Origin of the sequence: Streptomyces sp. TG1A-8, assembly GCF_030499535.1 — a bacterium.
GTDB lineage: Bacteria > Actinomycetota > Actinomycetes > Streptomycetales > Streptomycetaceae > Streptomyces.
This window is the reverse complement of the sequence record NZ_JASTLB010000001.1, coordinates 505,952-526,635: the sequence shown is the minus strand read 5'-3', so window position 1 is coordinate 526,635 and position 20,684 is coordinate 505,952. Positions and strand designations below refer to the sequence as shown.

Here is a 20,684-nt window from a genome sequence, read left to right as displayed (position 1 = left end):
GACACCGGTCGCCGGTCACCCGGCGGACCGGGCGGCGGACCGGGAGGGGGGACCGCGGAACGGCCGGCCGGGCCGGCGCCGCGAGGGCGCCGGCCCGGCCGGCCGTTTTCCGTGGGCCGCCGGGGCTCGGGGTCTCAGGGGCGCTCGGCGTGGACGACGACGGCGTACGAGCCGAGGCCGATGAGGCGCTCCCCCGGGATGTCACCGAGCGCCGTGTACAGGGTCAGGACCCGCCCCGACACGGGGTCGAAGGCGACGTCCTTGACGGTGCCGTGCTCGGCGCCGTACTCGGTCAGGACCCGGCTCCCGACGGCCTCGTGGTGCTCCGGCGCGTCCTTCGCGCCGAGCCCGGCGGCGGAACCGGAGCGCACGATCACGGCGTCCTGCCCCACCGCCTCCACCGACTGCCAGTCGACGACCGCGGCGTCCTTCGCCGCCCCGGACAGGCGCAGCCGGGCGATGCCGCGCGTGTGGGGGTCGATGGTCAGGTCCTTCACCGTGCCCAGGGTCACCGCCTCCTCGGCGGTGATCACCGGAAGACCCCGGGCCTGTGTGAAGAGCATCATGCGAGGCCTCCTTCGACGGGGGAGCGGGTGTCCGCGTACGGCCGGCCGGTCTGCGCGTGGAAGGCCTCGACCTGGGCGCCGAAGCTGGGAAGGTCCTCGGCGACGAAGTGGCTGGCCCGCGCGGGGACGACCAGGGCCTGACCGGAGACGGACAGTGTCTGTCCGCGGGGGATGAACACCTTGCGCTGGCGGCGGTCCAGGTTCTCGTTGGCGGCGATCTCGAAGCCGATCACCCGTCCACCGGTGCCGGCCTCGATCACCACGTCCCGCACGGTGCCCACTTCGGTGCCCTCGTCGGTGACCACCGGCGCGCCGATCACCTGGCCGTGTCCGGCGTCACCGGACCGCACGACGGCGTCCCGGTCCTCCAGGACGGCCTCGCTCGGGATCATCACCGCCGAGGGGCCCACGGCGTGCACCCCGGAGAACGGCAGGGCCTGCTTCAGCGGACCCGACAGCAGGCCCCGCCCGCTGAGGGTGAACCCGGTGACGCGGCCCGCCCCGGCGTCGAAGACGGTGTCCTTGATCTGCGCCACCGCCTCGCCGCCCAGGGTCACGACCACCCGCTTGGTCAGCTCGGAGGCGAGCACCAGTGACGTCACCGCACACCTCCCCGGCCCGACCTGCGACCTCCGCGCACCGCGATGACCGTACCGGCACGGCGCTTGGCCTGAACCACCAGCGTCGCCGCGGCTGCCAGTCCGATCACCGCGACGAGCAGGACCATCCAGCCCCACCACACCATTGCCGACCTCCTTCGTGACCGTGCTCTCGAACTACCGGGGTTCCCCTGCGCTTCCGCTTGCCCGCAAGGCGGACCCCACAAGCCTTCGGGCCGGGTGGTGCCAAGCATGCCCGCCGCCGGACGGGAAACGGGGGAGGAGCGGCCGTGTGGCCGCCGGTGTCCGGCACCGGACGGTCCGCCGGTCCGTGCGCGTCGAGGGGGAGCCGACAGGAAGGGGAAGTGGCCGGTGAAGGACCTACTGAAGGGGTTCCGGAGCTTCGTGCTGCGCGGGAACGTCGTCGACCTGGCCGTCGGCATCGTGATCGGCGCGGCCTTCACCGCCGTCGTCAACGGATTCGTACGGGCGTTCCTGACCCCGGTCGTGGGGCTGGCCGCGGGGATGACGGGGGAGTTCAACCGCAAGACGTTCACGGTCGGCCGGACGGTCTTCCCCTACGGCGCCTTCGTCGACGCGGTGGTCAGCTTCCTGCTGGTCTCCTGCGCCCTGTACTTCCTCGTGGTGCTGCCCGTGAACAAGCTGCACGAGCGGTTCGCGCCCCACCAGGACGTCCAGGCCGACAAACGCGACTGCCCGGCCTGCCTCAATCCGGTCCCGGTCCGGGCCCGGCGGTGCGGGCACTGCACCAGCGAACTCCAGCCGGTCGCGGGCACGGACGGCACCGGTGCCGCGCAGGACCGCGTCCGGGCCTGAGGGCACCCGTCCGCAGCCGCGGGCTCCGCCTGACGTGCCGACTCGTCCACGGACGCGGTCCCGCGCGCCCCGGCGCGTCGCTCGTGGTCTCCGGGCTCCCGCCGCACGCGGCCGCCGCCGCGGCGGCTTGGCGTGTCCCGTCCGCGCGGGGGAGAACGGCTCGAAGGGCGACCGGGGCCGGTCGTCATCGGTTCGCGGGGGATCGCACGGCGGCGAAGGGGCGGCGCATCCTGGCCGGAACTCCGGGAGCGTGTCCGGTTTTGTCGGCTGGCTGTACATTGCACGCACCTGCGGAGACCATTGTCGCATGACATCTGATCTCGGTCCCGCACCGGAGGGGGTGGCCGCATCAGCGCCCGACGGCGACGTATGGGTGATCACTCTGTCCGGCTCCTTCGACCTGGAGTCCATCGAGGGTGTCGAGCGCGCCGCCGACCGCGCCCTGCGCTCCTTCGCCGGACCCCTCGTCTACGACCTGGGAGAGGTCACCTTCTGCGACTCCGCCCTGCTCAACCATCTCCTGGGCACGGTGCGGACGCGTCCCGTCGGGCTGGTGGCCCCCCGGACTTCCGTGAAGCGGCTGCTGGAGATCACCGGCACCGGCGGGGTGCTGCCCCACTATCCGGACCTGGACGCCGCCCGGGCCGGCCTGGGTGCCGCCTGATCCGTCCCCGGGACCCGGCCGGCGCGGGGGTGCCGCGCCGCCCGTCCCGCGCGGACCGGCGTGGCGTCAGTTCGCGGGCCGGGACGGACCGGCGGGACCGGTGCGGGGGGAGACGGCCAGGGCGGTGTGCAGGCCCAGCCGGGTGAGGAGGCGGTGGTGGTGGTCGCTGACCTCGATCACGGCCAGGGTGCCGCCGAGGTCCTCCAGGCGCCGGTACCAGGTGACGAGGGCGGTGATGCCGGTGGAGTCCAGGTCCTGGGTGTGGGAGGCGTCCAGGGTCAGGTGCCGGCAGCCTTCGTCGATGATGCGGTCGCCCACCGCCCGCAGGCCGGGCACCGTGAAGAGGCTCACGTCCTCGGGCAGGGCCGCGGTGACGCGGTCCCCCGCGCGTTCGGTGACGACCAGCACAGTCGAACCTCCGCATCACCGGCGCGCATGTCCCCACCGAGCTAGAACGTGGTAGCGAGGCCTCGCTGCCAGGAGTGACAACCTTACTGCCGTTCGTGGTGAAAATGACGGGCCTTCCCGAATGGTCACCGTCCGGAGCCCGCACCCCCGCCCGCCGGCCCCGCGGCGCGCACCGGACCGCGGACCCGCGGACCGCTTCACCGCCCCGCGGACCGCTTCACCGCCCCGCGGACCGCTTCACCGCCCCGCGGCCGGCCCTCCCGCCGGGGGAGCGGGATGTGGCCGCCTTTTCGTCGGCATCAGGGGGTAGTCGTCCGGGGCGGGGCCGCGGGGGCCGCCCAGGTGGGACAGAACTGCTGAAGGGCGTCGTTCCGACACGCCCGGTGGGACCGGAGGCGCGCGCGGATGCAGGGCAGTGGTCAGGACGGGCGGGTGATGCTCGCGAGTCCGCTGGAGGCCAGCCACCTCATGCCGGTCGAACTGCTGCCGGCCAAGGCGTCCGGCGAGCGGTACGGGAGGGAACTGCAGATCGAGGGGACGGTCGCCGGGCGGGCCTTCCAGTACGGCGACGTCCTGCCCGCCGCGCCGGCGGACGCCGGCGTGTCCGTGTGGTGGGTCCCGCTGCTGGACGGCACCGAACGCATCGGGCTGCTGCGGATGACCGCCGACCGCGACGACGCCCGCGCCCGCCAGGACATGGAGGCGCTGGCCGCCCTCATCGCACTGATCATCGTCAGCAAGCGGGGGACGAGCGACGCGCTCGCCAAACTGGTGCGGGCGCAGCCGATGAGCCTGGCCGCGGAGATGCAGTGGAACCTGCTGCCCCCGCGCTCCTACGCGGACGGACGCGTCGCGATCTCCGCGTCGCTGGAACCGGCCTACCAGATCAGCGGCGACGTCTTCGAGTACGCCATCGACGGACCGCTCGTCCACCTGTCGGTCTTCGACGCCATGGGCCACGACACCGCCGCCGGCCTGTCCGGAACCCTCGCACCGGGAGCCTGCCGCAACGCTCGCCGCCGGGGAGCCGGCCTCGTCGGCAGGAGCGAGGCGGTGGAGGCCGCCCTCATCGAGCAGTACGGCCGGCGGCGCTACGTCACCGGCATCCTCGCCACCCTCGACACCCGCACCGGCGTCCTGAAGTGGGTCAACCGGGGCCACCACCCGCCGATCATCATCCGGGACGGCCGCTGGAGCTCCCACCCCGCCTGCCCGCCAAGGTGTGCCAGGAGCAACTCCGGCCCGGTGACCGCATCGTGCTCTACACGGACGGCACCACCGAGACCCGGCGCCCCGGCGGTCCCGAATTCGGACTGGAGCACTTCACCGAATTCCTCATCCGCCACCACGCCGACGGCCTGCCGGTGGCCGAGACCCTGCGCCGCCTCATCCACGCCGTCCTGGAGTACCACGACGGCCACTTGCAGGACGACGCCACCGTCCTGCTGTGCGAGTGGCTCGGTCCGGAACCGGAACCGGCCGACGGGGCGGCCGACTTGACCGGCCTGCCGCTCCAACACCCCGGCGAGGAGGACGGTCCCGGGCCCAGACCCCGCTGAACGGGCCTCCGGTCGGTCGGGGAGCGGTGCCTTCTGTAGGGTGGTCTGCCGTAGCACTGCAGCTCACATGTCTGTCCGCCTCGGCAGGGAAAGGCCTACGGCTGTGTTGGAGGACATCCGGCGTACGGGCGAACGTGTCACCGCCGCCCTGCCCGAAGACGTCGACCTGTACACCTCGCCCGAGCTCCACTCGGCCGGCGAGCGCCTCATCGACGACGGCTGCCGTCATCTGGTCCTGGACCTCTCCCGGGTCCAGAACTGGGACTCCACCGGCATCACCGTCTTCCTCAGCTGGTACCAGCGGCTCGCCGGCAGCGGAGGATCCCTCAGCCTCACGGGCGTCGGTGACCATCTGCAGCGCGTCTTCAGCCGCCTCGGCCTCGACACCTTCCTGCTCATCACACCGGGCGCCGCCCCCCTGGCCGTCCAGCCGGCCGGCCCGCGGCCGGGGGAGGGTGCCCGCACGGCCGGTTAGGACGGCCCCGTCCCGGTCGGGCGGGGTCAGCCGTCGAGGGCCTGGTGCAGGGTGTCCCGGCAGTCGATGACGCTGTCGATGCCGACGATCTGCAGGGTGCGCAGGACGGAGGGGGTGGGTGCGGCCAGGCGCAGCCAGCCGCCCGCCTCGGTGAGGGTGCGGTGGGCGGCGAGGAGGATGTTGATGCCGCTGGAGTCCATGAAGGTGACCCGGTGCAGGTCGGCCACGACGCGCGGGGGGCCGTCGGGGACGTCCAGGGCCCGGCGGAGCGCGTCGCCGGTGTGGTGGTCGATCTCCCCCGCCACGCTCAGCACGCGGACACCCTCGGCGACGGTGGCCGTGACCGACAGCCGGCTCGGGTGCTCAGCTCGTTCGGTCCCTGCCACTCTTCCCTCAGCCATGCCGGTGATACTCGCACACCTGACCTTCACCCGGAATCGCTGCCCCGCATGTCAGGGCCGATGCGCCGGTGTGGCGCAGCCCACAGTCGAAAATGAGGCATCACCCGCGAACGCGCGGGTAAGCGCGGGGTGTGAACAGGGTAGTGAAGGCGGCCGTGAGGGAACCGGTGCCCGTGGGTGAGGACGGCACGGTGCCGGACGAGTGGGCCATACGGACCACCGTGGCCCTGGACGGGGACGGTTCGGACATCGCCAGGGCCCGTCATCTGGCCGTCGGCTTCCTCACGCGCGTCCAGGGCGAGTACGGGCTGCCGGTGTCCGCCCGGGCCCTGGACCTGACGCAGCTGGTGGTGAGCGAGCTGGTCACCAACGCCCGCAAGTACGCGCCGGGTCCGGTGCTGCTGGACCTGCGGGTCGTGGGGGACCTGATCGAGGTGGCGGTGTGGGACTCCGACCCGGTGCTGCCGGTGGCCCGGGCGGCCGACGCGGGACGGGTGGGCCAGCACGGCCTGGAGATCGTCATGGCGGTCAGCCAGGGCTTCGAGGCGCGGCGGGAGCCGGTCGGCAAGCGCATCACCGCCCGCCTCGCCCTGCTGGACGACCCGGGCGGTGCGGTCACCGGATACCGGCCCCTCTGACGCAGGCGGCACGGCCCGCGCGCGGTACGCGTTCCCCCGCTCAGCGGGTCGTGCCGTGCAGGTACTCCGTGAGTGCCCTGCCGGGGCGGAAGACGGCGCTTCGACCGTCGCTCTGGAAACTGCCGAAACTGCCCACGAGCACCGTCTCGCCCCGCCTGAGGGCCTCGGCGATGGTTCCGGGGTGCTCCACCGTCCCGAACAGCGCGTCGAGCACCCGCTCGACGTCCTCGGCGGCGTGCTTGCGGCCGTCGGCCGTGTCCGTGGTGCAGTCCGCGGTCGCCTCGATCAACTGTGCCTTGTCCATCTGCCCTACTTGTCGGTGAGGGGGTCGTGGCCCCAGTTCATCAGTGAGTGGCGCCACCGGGTGTCGCGGACGTCCCCCGCCGGGCGCTGCGCCAGGTGACGGTGGATGTAACCGTTCACCTTGCGCATGTGCTGGTAATCCGCGTCCGTGAGGTCGCCCTTCTTCTTGCGCAGGATCCCGACGATGGCGCGGCCGGAGGCGTGACCGGTGGACTCGCCCCCGTCCTTGTGCTGCCCGGCCGTCCGGGAGTCTTCGGTGTCCAGCCACTTTTCCAGCGCGGACGGTGTCATGTTGACCAGCTCGCGGAAGGTGTCCCACACCTCGCCCCGGTCCTCGTCGGACGTCACTCGGAGCCCCGCTTCTTCTTCTTGAGGGCGGAGGCCTTGTGCACGGCCGAACGGCCGGACCTGTCGCTGCGCACCTCGTACTGGGGCTCGTCCGGCGAGGCGTCCACGGTGCGTCCCGCCGCCTCCGTCCGCTTGGTGATCTTCTTCTCCACGGTGCCCGAGGTCTCGCTGCCGTGACTGTTCCAGGCCACCTTGTCGCCCTTGGACGGCTCCCGCTTCCCCGAGGTGTCCTTCGGCTTCGCCATGGTCGTTCCTCCTTGCCGGCGATTGCGTGCCCGACTACCACTGTGACGGCGGAGGCCACGGCCCGCACCCGGGCCGACCGGGCGGTCCCCGGCGCCCGCAACCCGTTCCGGTGCCCGGGGAAGTGGTGGAGAAACCGTGTGGTTCGGCCGTGTGTTCGTGCGTGGGGCGGGCACGAGGAGGGCCGGAGGTTGATGCACATGGTTCCCCTGCTTCTTGTTCTGCTGTTGGCCCTGGTCCTGTTCGGTGCGGGTTTCGCGCTGAAGGCGTTGTGGTGGGTGGCGGTGATCGTGCTGGTGGTCTGGCTGCTGGGCTTCGTCGTGCGCAGTGCGGACGGCGGTGGCCGCAAGGGTCGCTGGTACCGCTGGTAGATCGCGGGAGCGCTGCTGCGTGGGCCCCGGGGAACGTCCCCGGGGCCCACGGGCCTGTTCCCGGCCGGACGCGTTCTTCGGGCGAACCGGTGTAGGGGTCACCCGTCAGGGCACCCGGGGCCACAGCCGGGGCCCGGTGAAGCAGTGGGACCTGCGCCTCCGAACCACCGGACCCCGGCGCCCGCCGCGGAGCGGCCCCGCCGCCGTGCTCAGTCGAGGGGGCGGCCCAGGTAGGGAGCCAGCAGGCGGCGGTAGCCCGTGGACGGGGGAAGGCCCAGTTCGCCGCGCAACCGGCGCCGGTAGTTCTCGAAGTGCCGCAGCGCCTCCGCCGTGTTGCCCTCCGCGAGGTGGACGGCGGTGACCTCGCGGTGGGCGCTCTCCCGCATGGGTTCGGCCTCGACCGCCGTCATCGCGTACCTCAGCGCCGTGCACATGTGTCCCTGGCGGCGGTGGTGCCGGCTGACGGCCTCCAGCGCGTACAGGCGGGTCTGGTGGAAGTGCTCGCGGGCGTCCGTGAGCCAGTCCTCGCACCAACTGGGCAGGAGGTCCTGGCGGAGGACGGGCGGGATCTCCACGCCGGGGGCGTCGCGGGTGGGGCCGTTGGCCAGCTCGGCGGCGTAGCGGGAGGCGGTGTGCAGGTCGACGTCCACGCGGCCGGACACGGACAGCCGGGCGGCGCCCAGGTCCACCAGCCCCTGCTGATCGCTGCGCCGGGATATCCGCCAGAGCGTCGAGCGCAGGCTCGCTCCCGCGCGGGCGTGCGGCAGGTCGGGCCACAGCAGCTGCGAGGCCCGCTCGCGCGCGACCCCTCCGGCGTGCAGGGCGAGACAGGCCAGGAGCCGCTGCGCCGAGGGCGGGAGGTAGACGTTGCGCCGGTTCACCTCCAGGCGGAAGTCCCCCAGCAGCCTGAGGAGGGCGGCCGGGGCCTGGTCCGCGCGGGGAGTGTCGTTCTGAGGCCTCATCGCTCCGCACCTGGCTCGAGTGGCGCACGCCGAGTGCCGTCGCCGGGTCGTGCCGGCTCCGCTGCGGAAAGTGGTGCGCGGCGGTGCCCGTGGCGTCCGCTCCTGCGGTGTGGCAGACGGGTCGCTGCCTTTTCCACCCGTCCGCAGCCAGGTAACCGGCCCCGGCAGGCCTAAACCGGCCACGGTGTTTCCAACGGGCGGTCCCGTGCCCGCGCGGATCGAGGCGGCGCCCGTCTCCACGCGGTCACCCGTGCCGTTCCCGGGTGCCGGACGGGGTGTCCCGCCCGGCCGGGCACGGGGAAGCCCCGCCCGGCCGCCGTCCCGTCCGCCGGCCGCCGGACACGCCGCACCCGCCGCGGACGGAGGCCGGCGACGCGGTCGGCCCCGGATGCGTACACCGTTGGAGACGGGCCGGTGACGCCCCCCTCCTAGCGTCGACGACACCTGTTCCGGCGACCGGGGCGCCCACGTCCTTCCGGCCGGCGGACACCGACCACGTCCCGGACGAGGAGTGCCGATGTTCACCCACACCCAACGTCTTCAGTTCGAAGCCAAGCCGGAGAAGCCCGATCCCCCCTACGCGCACAAGCTGCAGGAACTGGTGGGCGGCGCCTACGGCGAGATGTCGGTGATGATGCAGTACCTGTTCCAGGGCTGGAACGCCCGCATCAAGGGCAAGTACAAGGATTTGATCATGGACATCGCCACCGAGGAGATCGGCCACGTGGAAATGCTGGCCACCATGGTGGCCAGGCTCCTGGAGGGCGCGCCGGCCACCGCCACCACCAAGATGGCCACCAGCGACCCGGCCGTCGGCGCGGTCCTGGGCGGCATGGACCCCCAGCAGGCCATCATCGCCGGCGGCGGTGCGCTGCCCGCCGACAGCAACGGCTACCCCTGGAACGGCCGTTACGCCGTCGCCAGCGGCAACCTGCTGGCCGACTTCTACGCCAACGTCGCCGCCGAGGCGCAGAGCCGGCTGCAGACCGCGCGGCTGTACAACATGACCGACGATCCCGGGGTCAAGGACATGCTCCGGTTCAACCTGGCCCGGGACACGGTCCACCAGAACCAGTGGCTGGCGGCCATCGAGCAACTGCGCGAGGACGGCTTGGAAGGCGTGGTCGTACCCGGCGGTCTCGAGGAGGAGGAGTACCGGGAGCACGCGCAGACGCTGTGGCACCTCTCCGACGGCACCGAGGCCGGGGCCGGACTGTGGGCCACCGGCCCGGCACCGGACGGCGAGCACGAGCTGACGATCCTGAACACCCCGCAACCGCTCGGTGACATCGGCATGGCGCCCCCGCCCGACCCCAAGCTGTTCGCGACCTACGACGGGAGCCTCGGGCAGCCGAGGGGTCCGGTCCTGGGCACCGAGACCGGGGTCAAGGGAAAGATCAAGGACGTGCTGACCCCGGACGAATGAACCAGGCCCACGGGGCCCGCCGGGCCCCGTGGCCCACCGGCCCGCCGCAGCGGGCCCGTCACCCGTCACCCGCCTTCCCGGGAGCGACCATGGCAGTCCCGTCCCCCACCGCCGCCGCACGGCACCGGCCCCGCTCGGTGCGGGCGTGCCCCGTCCTGGTCTGCCTCTACCTGACCGCCGCCGTGACCGGCCTCGCCCTGGGCGGGTGGCCGCAGCGGCTGCTCGCCCCCGTGCTGCTGGCCGCCGCCGTCCACCACGTGGCCGCGCACCGCGCCACCGCGCGCAGGCGGACCGTCCGGACAGCGGAGCAGTACGGCCCGCCGGCCGGACGCGCCGGCCGCCGGCCGGGCAGGCGGGCCGGCCGTGGCCGGGGGAGCGGAGCCGGCCGTGGCCGGGGGAGCGGAGCCGGCCGTGGCCGGGGGAGCGGAGCCGGCCGTGAGCCGGGGAGCGAGGGGAGCCGGCCGTGATGCTCGACCCGCGGTCCTACCGCAAAGCGCCCACGGGCACCCTGCGGCCGCCCGCCGCAGCGGACGGACCCCGTCCGGGGGAGGCACCGCCCGCCGCCCTCCCGCGGACCCCGCCCCGGTCCCCCCGTGCCGGACCGGTCCCCCCGCCCGGGAAACGGGCGGCACGCGCACCGGGGCGGGCCCGGGCGGGGCTGGCCATGCTCGGGCCGGCCCTGGTCGTCTCCGTCGCCTACATGGACCCGGGGAACTTCGCCACCAACATGACCGCGGGCAGCCGGTACGGCCCGCGGCTGCTGTGGGTGATCGTCCTGGCCAACGTGGTGGCGGTCTTCGTGCAGTACCTCGCCTGCAAGGTCGGCGTCGCCACCGGCCGGGACCTGCCGGAACTGTGCCGGGAGCACGCACCGCGCGCGCTCACCCACGGCCTGTGGGTCCAGGCCGAACTGGTGGCCATGGCCACCGACCTGGCCGAGTTCGTCGGTGGGGCGGTGGCCCTGCACCTGCTGTTCGGACTGCCGACCCTGCCGGCGGCGGTCATCGTCGCCGCCTCCTCCCTCGTGCTGCTGGCGGTGGCACCCGAAGGACGGCGCCGCTTCGAGGTCGTGACCGCGCTCCTGCTGCTGGTGCTCGTCCTGGGCTTCGTCTACCAGTCCCTGCGGGCCGGCTCCTGGCACGGAGCCCTGGCCGGCATGCAGCCCCGGCTCGCGGGATCGCAGAGCCTGCTGCTGGCCACCGGCATCATCGGCGCCACGGTCATGCCGCACGTGATCTACCTGCACTCCTCCCTCGGCAAACTGCCCGCAGGCACCCCGCTGACGCAGAAGCGCCGGGTGCTGCGCGCGCACCGCCTCTCCATCGGCGTGGCCCTCGGGCTGGCGGGCCTGGTCAACGCCGGGATGCTCACCCTGGCCGCCGCGACGCTGCACCGTTCCGGCCGTGGCGGTGAGAGCCTGGACGGCTTCCACGAAGGCCTCGGCCTCGCACTGGGCCCCGGCGCGGCCCTGGCCTTCGCGCTGGCCCTGCTCGCGTCGGGCCTGGCCTCGGCGGGCGTGGGGACGTTCGCCGGACAGGTCATCATGCGCGGGTTCCTGCGCAGGCGGGTGCCCCTGACGGTCCGCCGGCTGCTGACCATGGCACCGCCGCTGGTCCTGCTCGCGCTGGGCACCGATCCGACCGGGGCACTGGTCCTGAGCCAGATCGTGCTGTCCTTCGGCATCCCCTTCGCCCTCGCGCCGCTGCTGTGGTTCACCGCGCGGCGGGCGCTGATGGGCCCGCTCGTCAACCGGGGCGTCACCACCGGGGCCGCAGTGGTGATCTGCGCCGCGGTCAGCGGGCTGAACCTCTTCCTCGTGGTCCTGGCCGTGCGCGGATGACCGGCGTGCCGAGGACGGTCGTGCGGCGGAGAGGGCAGGATTCGAACCTGCGTGGGCCACTGGGGCCCGACCCCGAGACGTGCTCGCCGGTCCCCGATCAACCACTCCGGGCACCTCTCCCCGTGTCCGGCCCCCGGTCTCCCGTGCCGTTCACGGTCACCACCGTGGCAGGCCCCGCTGACCCCGCACTGACGCGCCGCCGACGGGGCTGTGCCACCGGCCGGTCACGTCACCGGCCGCCGCCCGCGGGCCTCCCGGGCGCGCTCGTTCGACGACCGCCGCCCGAGGGGGACACGCCGCCGGTCAGCGGGGCCGGCACGCGCCACCCCGCGCTCTCGTACAGCGCCCGGCCCTCCGGTGCCGCGCCCAGCACGGCCGCCACGGCACCCCGGTCCGCGGCGGCACCGGTGAGCGCGCGCCTCACCAGGCGCCCCGGGCCACGGCGCTGATGGGCCGGGTCGGTCTCCACCCGGTCGACGACGGCGGTGGGGCCGGTGACGGCGATCTGACCGCGTGCGGCGAAGGCACCGCCGGTGGTGCGCACCAAGGGCGCGGGTGACGTCGGCACGGGTCCAGGCGCGCACCCGGTAGCCCTCGGGGGCGTCGATCGGGGCGGACCCGGCGCACATCAGGAAACCGTCACCACCCGCGAGGCTCCAGCCGGGGCGAGCCAGGGTTCGAGGGCCTCCGGCGGGACGAAGGTCTTGAGCCGGACACCGGGCGCGGTGGTGTTCTCGGTGATCTCGCGTACCGACGCCTCGTCCGCGCCGGGAGAAGTGCTTCCACGATCCCTCGAGGCTGTACCCGTCCCCTGCGGGGTTCCTCGGACCGACGGGCTTCTCCGTGGTCATGTCGGCGTAGGGGACGCGCTCGGGCGGCTTGCCGAACTTCGTCCGGCGGACCGCGGCGCGGCCGGGGGCGTCGTCGTTCTTCACGGGGCGGCCTCCACTGGGTCGGGAGCGGAGCCGACTGCTCCTCGCCCGACTCGGTGCCCCCACGCTCACACGGCAACCGTCACCCGTCGAGGCGGTGACGCGCGGGAGGGCGGACCGGTGGGCGGGTGGCGAGGATCCAGCGGTTGGCGGCCAGCGCGTCGTGTTCGGCCGGCTGCGGGCCGCGGCCGTGGCGGCGCGTGAAGTCGAACGGACTGTGGACGGACGTGGCCCAGCCGCGGGCGGCCAGCTCCGCGGCGGAGTCGGGACGGGGCTCCGCGCTGAACAGGGCGAGCAGGTCGATGCCGGCCCTCTCGCGGGCCGCCGCGTAGATGGGGTAGTCGCGCTGCCCGGCCGGGTCCACCCCGTGCTTGACCTCGCAGCCGAGCGCGCTGCCCGGGCCGCTGTGGGCGTGGACGGTCGCCAGGACCTCCCGCTCGGCGGCCGGCGGCAGGTAGGGCAGGAGCCCCTCGGCGAGCCAGACCGACGGCCGTGCCGGATCGAAGCCGGCCGCGACCAGCGCGCCGATCCAGTCCTCGCGCAGGTCGGCGGCGACGGCGACGCGCTCGGCACGCGGTGCGGCGCCCAGGGAGTCCAGGACGGACTGCTTGAAGGCGAGCACCTGCTCCCGGTCGATCTCGAAGACCACGCAGTCGTCCGGCCACGGCAACCGGTGGGCGCGGGTGTCGAGACCGGCACCGAGCAGGACCACCTGACGGCTGCCGGCGGCGGCCCCGGACAGCAGGAAGTCGTCGAAGACCCGGGTGCGCAGCGCGAAGAAGCGGGCCAGACGGCCCCACAGCGGATCGGCCTCCGCGTCGGGCACGTCCTCCGGGCGTCGCGGCCAGCCGGCGCAGGCGGGCGCCGCCCGGACGAAGTGCTCGGCGAACGTGTCCCGGGCCAGCGCATCGGGCCGGGACGCCTCGATGGCCCGCGCCGCGGCGGCCATCAGGGCGGTCAGCCCCACGTCCACCACGCCGTCGGCGTCCACTCGGACGGTGTCGGTCATGTCTCTCCTCCTGCGGTTCCACGTCGTCGTGCCCCGGGTCCCCGCGCGGGCACCGGCGCCGCGGGACACGCGGCGGGCAGGTGCGGGCGCCGGGGGAGCTCAGCCCTTCAGGCCGTAGAAGCGGATCGGTGAGTTCGGCCTGAAACCGATACGCGGGTACACCGGCGCCCCGGCCGCGGTCGCGTGCAGGGTGGCGCGGGTGAGACCGGTGGCCCGGGCGCCCTCGTACAGCGCCTTGCGGGTCACCGCCTCGCCGTAGCCCCGGCGCTCGCAGTCCGGGCGCGTGGCGACGAGCACCACGAACAGGCGGCCCCCGGCCTCCACCGTTCCCGCGCACGTCACCGGGACCCCGTCCCGCAGCCCCAGGTAGGCGTGCACGTCCTTCTTCCACAGCCGGGAGCCTTCGAGCCCGTCGCGGCCGTCCTCCAGGGGGAAGCCGTAGGCGCGCGAGTTGAGGTCGGCGTAGGCCCGCAGGTGCTCGTCGGTGCTCACGCGCGCGAAGGTCAGCTCGGGGTGGGCCGGTTCGGGAAGGGGGAGCAGGTCGCCGGCCATGCCGGTGCCGGGGAAGGCGTACTGGAGGCCCGCCTCCTCCGCGGTCCGCTCCAGCCTCGCGCGTGCCTCCGGGGCCAGCAGGTCCTCGAAGAGCCACAGGAAGCCGGGACGCCGCTTCGAGCGCATGACGTCCACCGCCTCGCGCAGGCGCCGCTCCAGCAGGCCGGCGTCCGCTCCCGTGTCGGTCAGCGTGACGCAGTTCCAGAACGCGAACCGGCAGTCGGCCCAGCGCACGGCGATGCCCGGGAGGTCCCGCACGTCCGCCTCCGGATTCCGGTCGAGCACCATGGCCCGCCAGACCGTGGCGAGCTGTTCCATCGATTCGACCGACTCCGCACGATCCGTCACCGGAACTCCTCAGCAGTCATCAGGGGCCCGCAGGGGTGTCCTAAGGCTGTCCGAGCGGGCGGCGGATGATGCGGGCCCTCGGGTGCACGCCCCTGCGCGTCGGCATACGGCGTGCGCCGGGGGCGCGTTCCCGAGGCGTGCGCGGACGCACCGCCCGGGAGCGCATACCGGCCGGGCCGGTCTCACGGCCCCGCCGCCCGGACGGCAGGATGCTCCCGGGATCCCCGTGATCCCGTCGAGGCGAGAGGAGCGTGGCCGTGACCGAGGTGCCGACCGACCGCAAGCGTGCGGCGCAGGACGTGGTGGTGTCCCTGGAGGACGTGGACGTCCGCCGTCACACCAGCGGCCGGACCATCCTGACGGACATCGGATGGACGGTGCGGGCGGGGGAGCACTGGGCGCTGCTCGGCGCCAACGGCGCCGGCAAGACCACGCTGCTGCGGCTGCTGGGAGCGCTGATGCACCCGACCTCCGGGAGCGTCGAACTGCTGGGGTGCCGTCTGGGCCGGGTGGACGTCCGCGAACTGCGCGCCCGCATCGGCCACGTCACCCCGGCCCAGCGCGTGCCGCAGGACGCCACCGCGCACACGATCGTGCTGACCGGCCACAGCGGCACGGTGCAGCCGCTGTGGGCCACCTACGACGGCGAAGTGCGCCAGCGCGCGTACGAACTCCTCGCGGAACTGGGGATCGAGGACCTGGCCGACCGGCCCTACGGGGTGTGCTCGGGCGGCCAGCGAGCGCGCGTCCTGATCGCCAGGGCGCTGATGGCGGCGCCGCGCCTGCTCCTGCTGGACGAGCCGTTCAACGCGCTGGACCTGCCCTCCCGCGAGGACCTCGTCGAGGCCTTGCAGAGGCTGGCCGCGACCCGGCCGGAGCTGTCCAGCGTGACGGTGACCCACCACCTGGAGGAGCTGTCCCCCGCGGTCGGCCACGCGCTGCTGCTGCGGGAGGGCCGGGTCCTGGCCGGCGGCCCCGTCGGCGAGGTGCTGACCGGGGAACGGCTGACGCAGTGCTTCGGACGGCCCGTCACCGTGGTCCGGCACGGCGGGCGGTGGGCGGCCTACTCCGGGCGGCCCCCCGCGCCCTCCTCGGACACGGAGGGGGACACGAAGGGGGCATCCGGGTGCTGAGTGACGGCACCCGCGGGACAAGTCGCACCCCATGCGCGCTACTTGGCGCAAACTGACGCACGCGGACCCTGCGCTGCCGGTCCGCGGGCGCCTAAAGCTCGGCCGGGTCGCGCGTCACCTCCCGATCGTCTCTTGCCCCCAGGAGGATCATCGTGATTCAGGCCACCACGCACGAAGCACAGGCCCGCCCGGAGACCCGGCCGTCCGCCGAGGAGGAGCCCGACCTCGTCATCGGCGAACTGGAGCAGGAGATCCCGGACCGCGCGGGCGCGGCGGCCAGCACCTGTATCGGCTGGTACTGCGTCTGACACGGCCCGCGGCCGGTACGGACCCCGGGCGGCGCCCGGGTGCCTTCCGGTGATCCGCGGGGCGGCACCGCGCGCGGGAGGCGCCGACACCATGACCGAGGTGCTGTGGGAGGCCGGGCCGCCGACCGGTTCGGACACGAACGCGCGGCGCAGAGGCTCGCGGACACCGCCGGTCCGCTGGCGGCGACCCTGGGCCCCCTTCGCCCGGCCGTCCTCGGCGTTCGCCGCGCGCAGGCCCGCGCACCCTGGAACCCGGCCGCTTCCGGCAGGCCGCCCTGCTGGAGGAACCGGGCCGGGGCGAGGCACGGACCTACGGCCCGGCCATCCGGACACGTTCCCCACCCGCCGCCCGCTGGGCCGGGCCCGGTCAAGACGGCCCGCTTCGCCGAAGGCGAGGCCCGGCTGCGCGACCTCGGCGCCCGCATCGCGCAGCACCCGCACGCCGACCCGTCGCTGCGCCTGCACATCCGGTGCATGCTCGCCCGGGCCGTCGCCTGCCAGGAACGCTGGCGGGAAGCCGGACACGAATACGACGCGGTCGCCGCCCGGCGAACACGCGAACTGGGACCCGACCACCCCGACACCCTCGAAACCCACAAGTACCTGACCGTCGCCCGCGCCCTGGCACCGGCCGGCCGGCGTCTGCCGCCCGGCCGCGATCCGCTCGGCGAACTGCGGCGCATCGCACGGCAGCAGGCGGACAGGCACGGACACGACCGCCCCGCGGGGCGGGACACCCACCAGTGGTACGCCGCGCTCGCCGAACGAGCGGGCCGCCGGTGAGGGCGGGAGCCGGGGACGGACCGGTGCCGGGAGCCGGGCGACGGCCGCGGAAGGCCGCTGCGCGCATCCCGCGGAGGGCGGGGAGCGCCGTCCGTGCGCCCCACCGGCGGGGCCGTGGCCCGGCCGGCCGCGCCCGCGAGGCGGGAGCGAGCGGTCCGCGTTAATTTGGCCGTGTTCTCCCCGCCTCCGCCCTCGGCCCTGCGGGCTGCGGGAGCCAGCGATCCCGCACGCCGTGGGGACGGAGGGGTGATGATGGCCGACAGCGCACACGCCACACTCGCCGGGACCCGGCGCGAGCGCTCGCGCCGCGCCGCCGCGGGCACCCGGTGGACCCGCGCCGACCGGCCGCTGGCGGCCCTGGCGGCCGCCTTCACCCTGGCCCAGCTCCTCCTCGTCCGCCCGGGCATGGGCCTGGGCTGGGACGAGACGGTGTACGTCAGCCAGGTCAGCGGGCACGCGCCCGCGGCCTACTTCAGCGCACCCCGCGCGCGGGGCGTCACCCTGCTCGTCGCGCCCGTCGCCTCCTGGTCGTCCTCCACGGTCCTGCTGCGCGTCCACCTGGCGGTCCTGTCCGGGCTCGCCCTGTTCCTGGCCCTGCGGGCGTGGCGGGGGCTCTTCCCCGTCCGCGTCCTCACCCTCGCCGGTGCCCTGTTCGCCTCCTTGTGGGTGACCCTCTTCTACGGCCCGCAGGCCATGCCCAACTACTGGGTGGCCGTCGGCGCCCTGGCCGCCGTCGCCTGCTTCCTGCGCGCCCGCGCCGACTCCGGCCGTCCGCCCGGCGTGAGCGGGGCGAGGGGTCCGGGCCGGGACCGGGCCGCGTGGTGGGGGCTGGCCGTGAGCGGCGCGCTGATGGCGTGGATGCGGCCCATGGACGCGGTCTGGGTCACCCTGCCGCTGCTCGCCCTCGGCCTGCCGCGCCGCCACCGGCGCACGCTGCTCGTCCTCCTGGCCGGACTGGCGGCCGGGGCGGCCGAATGGGTGGTCGAGGCGTACGTCGGCTTCGGCGGGCTCGGCCGCCGCCTGGCCGAGGGATCGGAGATCCAGGGCGGCCTCGGACTGCACCTCGCCGTCGACGACCAGCTGCGCAGCCTGGGCGGGCGGACCCTGTGCCGGCCGTGCACGGTCCCGCCGCCCCACCCGGCGGTGACCGCCTGGTGGTTCGTCCTGCCCCTGCTCGCCGTGCTCGGCCTGGCGGTCGCGGTCCGCGCCCGGCGGACGACGGCCACCCTGCTGACGCTCGCCTGCGCCGCGACGGCCGCCTTCCCCTACCTGTTCATGCTCGGCTACGCGGCGCCCCGCTTCCTGCTGCCCGCCTACGCCCTGTGCGCGATCCCCGTCGCCGACGCGCTCGTCCACCTGGCGACCGCGCCGCGCCGCGGCCCGCGGCCGGTGGCCGTGACGCTGGTGGCGCTCGGGCTCGCGGCCCACCTCGCGGTGCAACTGGTCGTCCTGGCGCACACCGTGGACCACACCACCACGTCCCACCGGACCTGGTCCCGCACCGCCGCCACCCTGCACGGCCTCGGTGTCCGCCCGCCCTGCCTGCTCACCGGGCACGAGGCCATTCCGGTGGCCTTCTACGCCGGCTGCTCCTCGGCCGCCACCGCCGGGCACAACGCCAACAGCACGGCCGGCGCCATCACCCGCACCGCCCGGCACACCCCGGTGGCCACGCTGGTGACGCCGGACTCCCGGCCGCCGGGGTACGCCCGCCACTGGCCGTCCGTGCCGCTGGACGGGCTGCGCCTCTACTACGCCGTACCGCGGTCCGGTTCGTGACGGGCCGGACCCCTGCCCGCAAGGGCCGGAGCCCGGGGCCGTTGCCGGGCCCTCCCGGTCCGCCCGCGACAGCTCGCCGTCGACCGTGAGCCCCGCGCCCCCGGCGACCGGTTCGGGGGCGCGTCCGTGGTCGGCTCCGAGGAGCACCCGACCGCGTACCGGGCGATGCCGTCGGTGGCACCGGCGCGGGGCCCCGCCCGCCGCCCAGGCCGTTCCCCGCCCGGTGCGCGCCGTGTCCTTCACGGTCCCCCGGTGGTGCGGGCCGGCGGGCGGCCGGTGAGCCGCTCGGCGTCCGCAGGGGCTGTGCGCGGGGACGGGCAGGGCACCGCCGCGGCCACGCATCGCACGGCGCGGGCGTGGAAGAAGGGCCCCATGACTTCTCCCACGGAACAGCGCAACGCCGCCGACTTCTACGACTTCGAGGCCTCCTTGACGGAGGAGGAGCGCAAGGTCCTGCTCAGGACGCGGGCGTTCATGCGCGACGAGGTCCAGCCCCTGGTGGCCCGGCACTGGGCCGAGGGCACCTTCCCCGAAGAGCTGATCACCCGGTTCCGTGAGAGCGGTCTGGTCGGGCTGCCCTACGAGGGCTACGGCGAGCACGGCCCCGCCGCCGGCCACCTGCTGACGGGGATGATGGCGATGGAGATGAGCCGTGTCGACGCTTCGGTCGCCACCTTCTTCGGCGTGCACAACGGCCTCGCCATGTACGCGATCCACGCCGGCGGCGACCAGGCCCAGCGCGACCGCTGGCTGCCCGGCATGGCGAGGATGGACACCATCGGCGCCTTCGCGCTCACGGAGCCGCTCGACGGCTCCGACATAGCGGCCGGCATGCGCACCACCGCCCGGCGCGACGGCGACACGTGGGTGCTCAACGGGGCCAAGCGCTGGATCGGCAACGCCACCTTCGCCGACCACGTCGTCGTGTGGGCCCGGGACGTCGAGGACGACCAGGTCAAGGGATTCGTCGTCGGCAGGGGCACACCGGGGTTCAAGGCCGAGAAGATCGCCCACAAGACCTCCCTGCGCATCGTCGAGAACGCGGACATCACCCTCACCGACGTCCGGGTCCCGGAGGAGGACCGCCTGCAGAACGCGTCCTCCTTCCGCGACGTCGCCGAGATCCTGCGGGCCACGCGCAGCGGGGTCGCCTGGCAGGCCCTCGGCGTCATGATCGGCGCCTACGAACTGGCCCTGCGCTACGCCACCGAGCGGCAGCAGTTCGGCCGGCCGCTCGCGGGCTTCCAGCTCGTCCAGGACCTCCTGGTCAAGAGCCTGGGCAACATCACCTCGAGCTGGGGCATGCTGTCGCAACTGGCCCGGTTGCAGGACGCCGGGGTGTTCCGGGACGAGCACTCCTCACTCGCCAAGGCCCACGTCACCGCCCGCATGCGCGAGGTCGTGGCCTGGGCCCGGGAGATCTTCGGCGGCAACGGCATCGTCCTGGAGTACGACGTCGCACGCTTCTTCGCGGACGCCGAGGCCATCTACTCGTTCGAAGGCACCCGGGAGATGAACACGCTGATCGTCGGCAAGGCGATCACCGGGCAGAGCGCCTTCGTCTGACCCGGCGCCCGCACCGCGCTCCGCCTCAGCCGGCCCGGCGGACGCGACCGGACCCCTCCCCGCCGCCCAGGAGCTGTTCGAGTGCCGTGAGGACGTGGGCGCAGACCTCGTCGGGTTCCGCGCTCGCCAGGGGTTCCTGGTGGACCACCACCCGCATCAGGCCGATGCCGAGCAGCCAGGCCATGGCGAGCTGGGCGCGCAGGCCGCTGTCGTCGGCGGGGGAGAGGGCGGCGAGCACGGCGGCGTACTCGTCGCCCAGTGCGCGGACCGTGTCGGGGGCGGCGTCGGCGCTGCCGATGGAGCGCAGGTAGACGGCCAGCAGCCGGTCCGGGCCGGCCGCGCCGCCCCCCGCCAGAACGCCCCGCAGGGCGGTCTCGAACAGCCGGTCCGGGGGCGTGCTGGTCAGCTGCTCCTTGCCCCCCTGCGCCATGACCTCGGTGAGCAGCGCCTGCTTGGAACCGAAGTAACGGAATATCAGCGCCTGGTTGACCCCGGCGCGGCCGGCGATGTCGCGGACCGTGGCCCCCTCGTACCCGCGTTCGGCGAAGAGCGCTCCGGCCGCGTCGAGGATGCGGGTGCGGGTCGCCCGGGCGTCGCGGGGACGGTGGAACGACTCCTCGTGCGCAAGACCGCC

26 protein-coding genes, 1 tRNA gene and 1 pseudogene are annotated in these 20,684 nt (G+C 74.4%); 14 read left to right on the top strand and 14 right to left on the bottom strand.

Features of this window, described 5'->3' with window-relative positions; translation table 11 throughout:
• Positions 1-134: 134 nt before the first annotated feature.
• Genes QQY24_RS02410 through QQY24_RS02400 form a run of 3 tightly spaced genes read right to left on the bottom strand, consistent with a single transcriptional unit; the run spans position 135 to position 1,311 of the window.
• Positions 135-566 carry a PRC-barrel domain-containing protein gene (locus QQY24_RS02410; RefSeq protein WP_301970983.1) on the bottom strand — a complete coding sequence of 144 codons (432 nt, stop codon included), beginning with the start codon at positions 564-566 and terminating at the stop codon, positions 135-137.
• Positions 563-1,168, bottom strand: coding sequence for a PRC-barrel domain-containing protein (locus tag QQY24_RS02405; protein WP_301970982.1), 606 nt, complete (start codon positions 1,166-1,168; stop codon positions 563-565). The genes QQY24_RS02410 and QQY24_RS02405 overlap by 4 nt, the downstream gene beginning before the upstream one ends.
• The gene (locus tag QQY24_RS02400; protein ID WP_301970981.1) at positions 1,165-1,311 is read right to left on the bottom strand and encodes a hypothetical protein; all 147 of its coding nucleotides are present in this window, start codon (positions 1,309-1,311) and stop codon (positions 1,165-1,167) included. The genes QQY24_RS02405 and QQY24_RS02400 overlap by 4 nt, the downstream gene beginning before the upstream one ends.
• Positions 1,312-1,537: 226 nt before the next feature.
• Between QQY24_RS02400 and mscL the strand changes: the two genes are divergently transcribed.
• Both mscL and QQY24_RS02390 read left to right on the top strand, forming a co-directional pair.
• The gene (mscL, locus tag QQY24_RS02395; protein ID WP_301970979.1) at positions 1,538-2,002 is read left to right on the top strand and encodes a large conductance mechanosensitive channel protein MscL; all 465 of its coding nucleotides are present in this window, start codon (positions 1,538-1,540) and stop codon (positions 2,000-2,002) included.
• Between the two features lie 307 nt (positions 2,003-2,309).
• Positions 2,310-2,666: an STAS domain-containing protein gene (locus tag QQY24_RS02390; RefSeq protein WP_301970978.1), complete on the top strand. Its 357-nt coding sequence runs from the start codon at positions 2,310-2,312 to the stop codon at positions 2,664-2,666.
• A gap of 66 nt (positions 2,667-2,732) precedes the next feature.
• Here QQY24_RS02390 and QQY24_RS02385 read toward each other — a convergent pair whose 3' ends face one another.
• On the bottom strand, positions 2,733-3,074 hold the full coding sequence (locus tag QQY24_RS02385; RefSeq protein ID WP_301970977.1) for an STAS domain-containing protein: 342 nt from the start codon (positions 3,072-3,074) through the stop codon (positions 2,733-2,735).
• 405 nt (positions 3,075-3,479) lie between these two features.
• On the opposite strand from QQY24_RS02385, the pseudogene QQY24_RS02380 reads away from it, so the two are divergent.
• Positions 3,480-4,633, top strand: a pseudogene (locus QQY24_RS02380) (PP2C family protein-serine/threonine phosphatase).
• Positions 4,634-4,736: 103 nt separating this feature from the next.
• Positions 4,737-5,108, top strand: a complete 372-nt coding sequence (locus QQY24_RS02375) for an STAS domain-containing protein (protein WP_301970976.1) — start codon at positions 4,737-4,739, stop codon at positions 5,106-5,108.
• A gap of 26 nt (positions 5,109-5,134) precedes the next feature.
• Here the strand turns inward: QQY24_RS02375 and QQY24_RS02370 are convergent, their stop codons facing one another.
• Positions 5,135-5,509: an STAS domain-containing protein gene (locus tag QQY24_RS02370; RefSeq protein WP_301970975.1), complete on the bottom strand. Its 375-nt coding sequence runs from the start codon at positions 5,507-5,509 to the stop codon at positions 5,135-5,137.
• A 173-nt stretch (positions 5,510-5,682) separates the two neighbouring features.
• On the opposite strand from QQY24_RS02370, the gene QQY24_RS02365 reads away from it, so the two are divergent.
• Positions 5,683-6,147, top strand: a complete 465-nt coding sequence (locus QQY24_RS02365; RefSeq protein ID WP_301976113.1) for an ATP-binding protein — start codon at positions 5,683-5,685, stop codon at positions 6,145-6,147.
• Positions 6,148-6,187: 40 nt separating this feature from the next.
• Here QQY24_RS02365 and QQY24_RS02360 read toward each other — a convergent pair whose 3' ends face one another.
• From QQY24_RS02360 to QQY24_RS02350, 3 genes are read right to left on the bottom strand one after another with little or no spacing between them, the layout of a single operon-like run.
• Positions 6,188-6,451 carry an HU family DNA-binding protein gene (locus tag QQY24_RS02360; RefSeq protein WP_301970974.1) on the bottom strand — a complete coding sequence of 88 codons (264 nt, stop codon included), beginning with the start codon at positions 6,449-6,451 and terminating at the stop codon, positions 6,188-6,190.
• 5 nt (positions 6,452-6,456) lie between these two features.
• A complete protein-coding gene (locus QQY24_RS02355) occupies positions 6,457-6,798 on the bottom strand; it encodes a DUF3140 domain-containing protein (protein ID WP_301970973.1) in 342 nt (113 codons plus the stop codon).
• Complete coding sequence (locus QQY24_RS02350) at positions 6,795-7,043, bottom strand: DUF2945 domain-containing protein (protein WP_301970972.1); 249 nt, start codon at positions 7,041-7,043, stop codon at positions 6,795-6,797. Before QQY24_RS02350 ends, QQY24_RS02355 begins: the two co-directional genes overlap by 4 nt.
• A gap of 198 nt (positions 7,044-7,241) precedes the next feature.
• Between QQY24_RS02350 and QQY24_RS02345 the strand changes: the two genes are divergently transcribed.
• Positions 7,242-7,412 carry a hydrophobic protein gene (locus tag QQY24_RS02345; protein WP_301976112.1) on the top strand — a complete coding sequence of 57 codons (171 nt, stop codon included), beginning with the start codon at positions 7,242-7,244 and terminating at the stop codon, positions 7,410-7,412.
• A gap of 209 nt (positions 7,413-7,621) precedes the next feature.
• Here the strand turns inward: QQY24_RS02345 and QQY24_RS02340 are convergent, their stop codons facing one another.
• Positions 7,622-8,374: a BTAD domain-containing putative transcriptional regulator gene (locus QQY24_RS02340; RefSeq protein WP_301970970.1), complete on the bottom strand. Its 753-nt coding sequence runs from the start codon at positions 8,372-8,374 to the stop codon at positions 7,622-7,624.
• Positions 8,375-8,891: 517 nt separating this feature from the next.
• Between QQY24_RS02340 and QQY24_RS02335 the strand changes: the two genes are divergently transcribed.
• The 3 genes from QQY24_RS02335 to QQY24_RS02325 all read left to right on the top strand — a co-directional run bounded on the left by QQY24_RS02335 (position 8,892) and on the right by QQY24_RS02325 (position 11,640).
• The gene (locus QQY24_RS02335) at positions 8,892-9,800 is read left to right on the top strand and encodes a manganese catalase family protein (protein ID WP_301970969.1); all 909 of its coding nucleotides are present in this window, start codon (positions 8,892-8,894) and stop codon (positions 9,798-9,800) included.
• Between the two features lie 89 nt (positions 9,801-9,889).
• Positions 9,890-10,267 carry a hypothetical protein gene (locus tag QQY24_RS02330; protein WP_301970968.1) on the top strand — a complete coding sequence of 126 codons (378 nt, stop codon included), beginning with the start codon at positions 9,890-9,892 and terminating at the stop codon, positions 10,265-10,267.
• A gap of 197 nt (positions 10,268-10,464) precedes the next feature.
• Entirely contained in the window at positions 10,465-11,640 is a 1,176-nt protein-coding gene (locus QQY24_RS02325) for an Nramp family divalent metal transporter (protein ID WP_301970966.1), read from the top strand.
• Between the two features lie 26 nt (positions 11,641-11,666).
• Here the strand turns inward: QQY24_RS02325 and QQY24_RS02320 are convergent.
• The 4 genes from QQY24_RS02320 to QQY24_RS02305 all read right to left on the bottom strand — a co-directional run bounded on the left by QQY24_RS02320 (position 11,667) and on the right by QQY24_RS02305 (position 14,481).
• Positions 11,667-11,760 (bottom strand) — tRNA-OTHER (locus QQY24_RS02320).
• A gap of 109 nt (positions 11,761-11,869) precedes the next feature.
• A complete protein-coding gene (locus QQY24_RS02315; protein WP_301970965.1) occupies positions 11,870-12,208 on the bottom strand; it encodes a hypothetical protein in 339 nt (112 codons plus the stop codon).
• Positions 12,209-12,654: 446 nt separating this feature from the next.
• On the bottom strand, positions 12,655-13,581 hold the full coding sequence (locus tag QQY24_RS02310; protein WP_301970964.1) for an SAM-dependent methyltransferase: 927 nt from the start codon (positions 13,579-13,581) through the stop codon (positions 12,655-12,657).
• A 99-nt stretch (positions 13,582-13,680) separates the two neighbouring features.
• Positions 13,681-14,481 (bottom strand): GNAT family N-acetyltransferase, encoded by an 801-nt coding sequence (locus QQY24_RS02305; protein WP_301970963.1) that lies wholly within the window; start codon positions 14,479-14,481, stop codon positions 13,681-13,683.
• A gap of 266 nt (positions 14,482-14,747) precedes the next feature.
• On the opposite strand from QQY24_RS02305, the gene QQY24_RS02300 reads away from it, so the two are divergent.
• The 5 genes from QQY24_RS02300 (at position 14,748) to QQY24_RS02280 (ending at position 20,050) form a co-directional block, all read left to right on the top strand.
• The gene (locus QQY24_RS02300; protein ID WP_301976111.1) at positions 14,748-15,614 is read left to right on the top strand and encodes an ABC transporter ATP-binding protein; all 867 of its coding nucleotides are present in this window, start codon (positions 14,748-14,750) and stop codon (positions 15,612-15,614) included.
• A 152-nt stretch (positions 15,615-15,766) separates the two neighbouring features.
• Positions 15,767-15,922, top strand: coding sequence for a hypothetical protein (locus QQY24_RS02295; RefSeq protein ID WP_301970962.1), 156 nt, complete (start codon positions 15,767-15,769; stop codon positions 15,920-15,922).
• 105 nt (positions 15,923-16,027) lie between these two features.
• On the top strand, positions 16,028-16,705 hold the full coding sequence (locus QQY24_RS02290) for a hypothetical protein (protein WP_301970960.1): 678 nt from the start codon (positions 16,028-16,030) through the stop codon (positions 16,703-16,705).
• A gap of 252 nt (positions 16,706-16,957) precedes the next feature.
• On the top strand, positions 16,958-18,484 hold the full coding sequence (locus QQY24_RS02285; protein WP_301970959.1) for a hypothetical protein: 1,527 nt from the start codon (positions 16,958-16,960) through the stop codon (positions 18,482-18,484).
• A gap of 372 nt (positions 18,485-18,856) precedes the next feature.
• The gene (locus QQY24_RS02280; protein WP_301970958.1) at positions 18,857-20,050 is read left to right on the top strand and encodes an acyl-CoA dehydrogenase family protein; all 1,194 of its coding nucleotides are present in this window, start codon (positions 18,857-18,859) and stop codon (positions 20,048-20,050) included.
• A 25-nt stretch (positions 20,051-20,075) separates the two neighbouring features.
• On the opposite strand, the gene QQY24_RS02275 is transcribed toward QQY24_RS02280, so the two are convergent.
• On the bottom strand, positions 20,076-20,621 hold the full coding sequence (locus tag QQY24_RS02275; RefSeq protein WP_301976110.1) for a TetR family transcriptional regulator: 546 nt from the start codon (positions 20,619-20,621) through the stop codon (positions 20,076-20,078).
• Between the last annotated feature and the right edge of the window lie 63 nt (positions 20,622-20,684).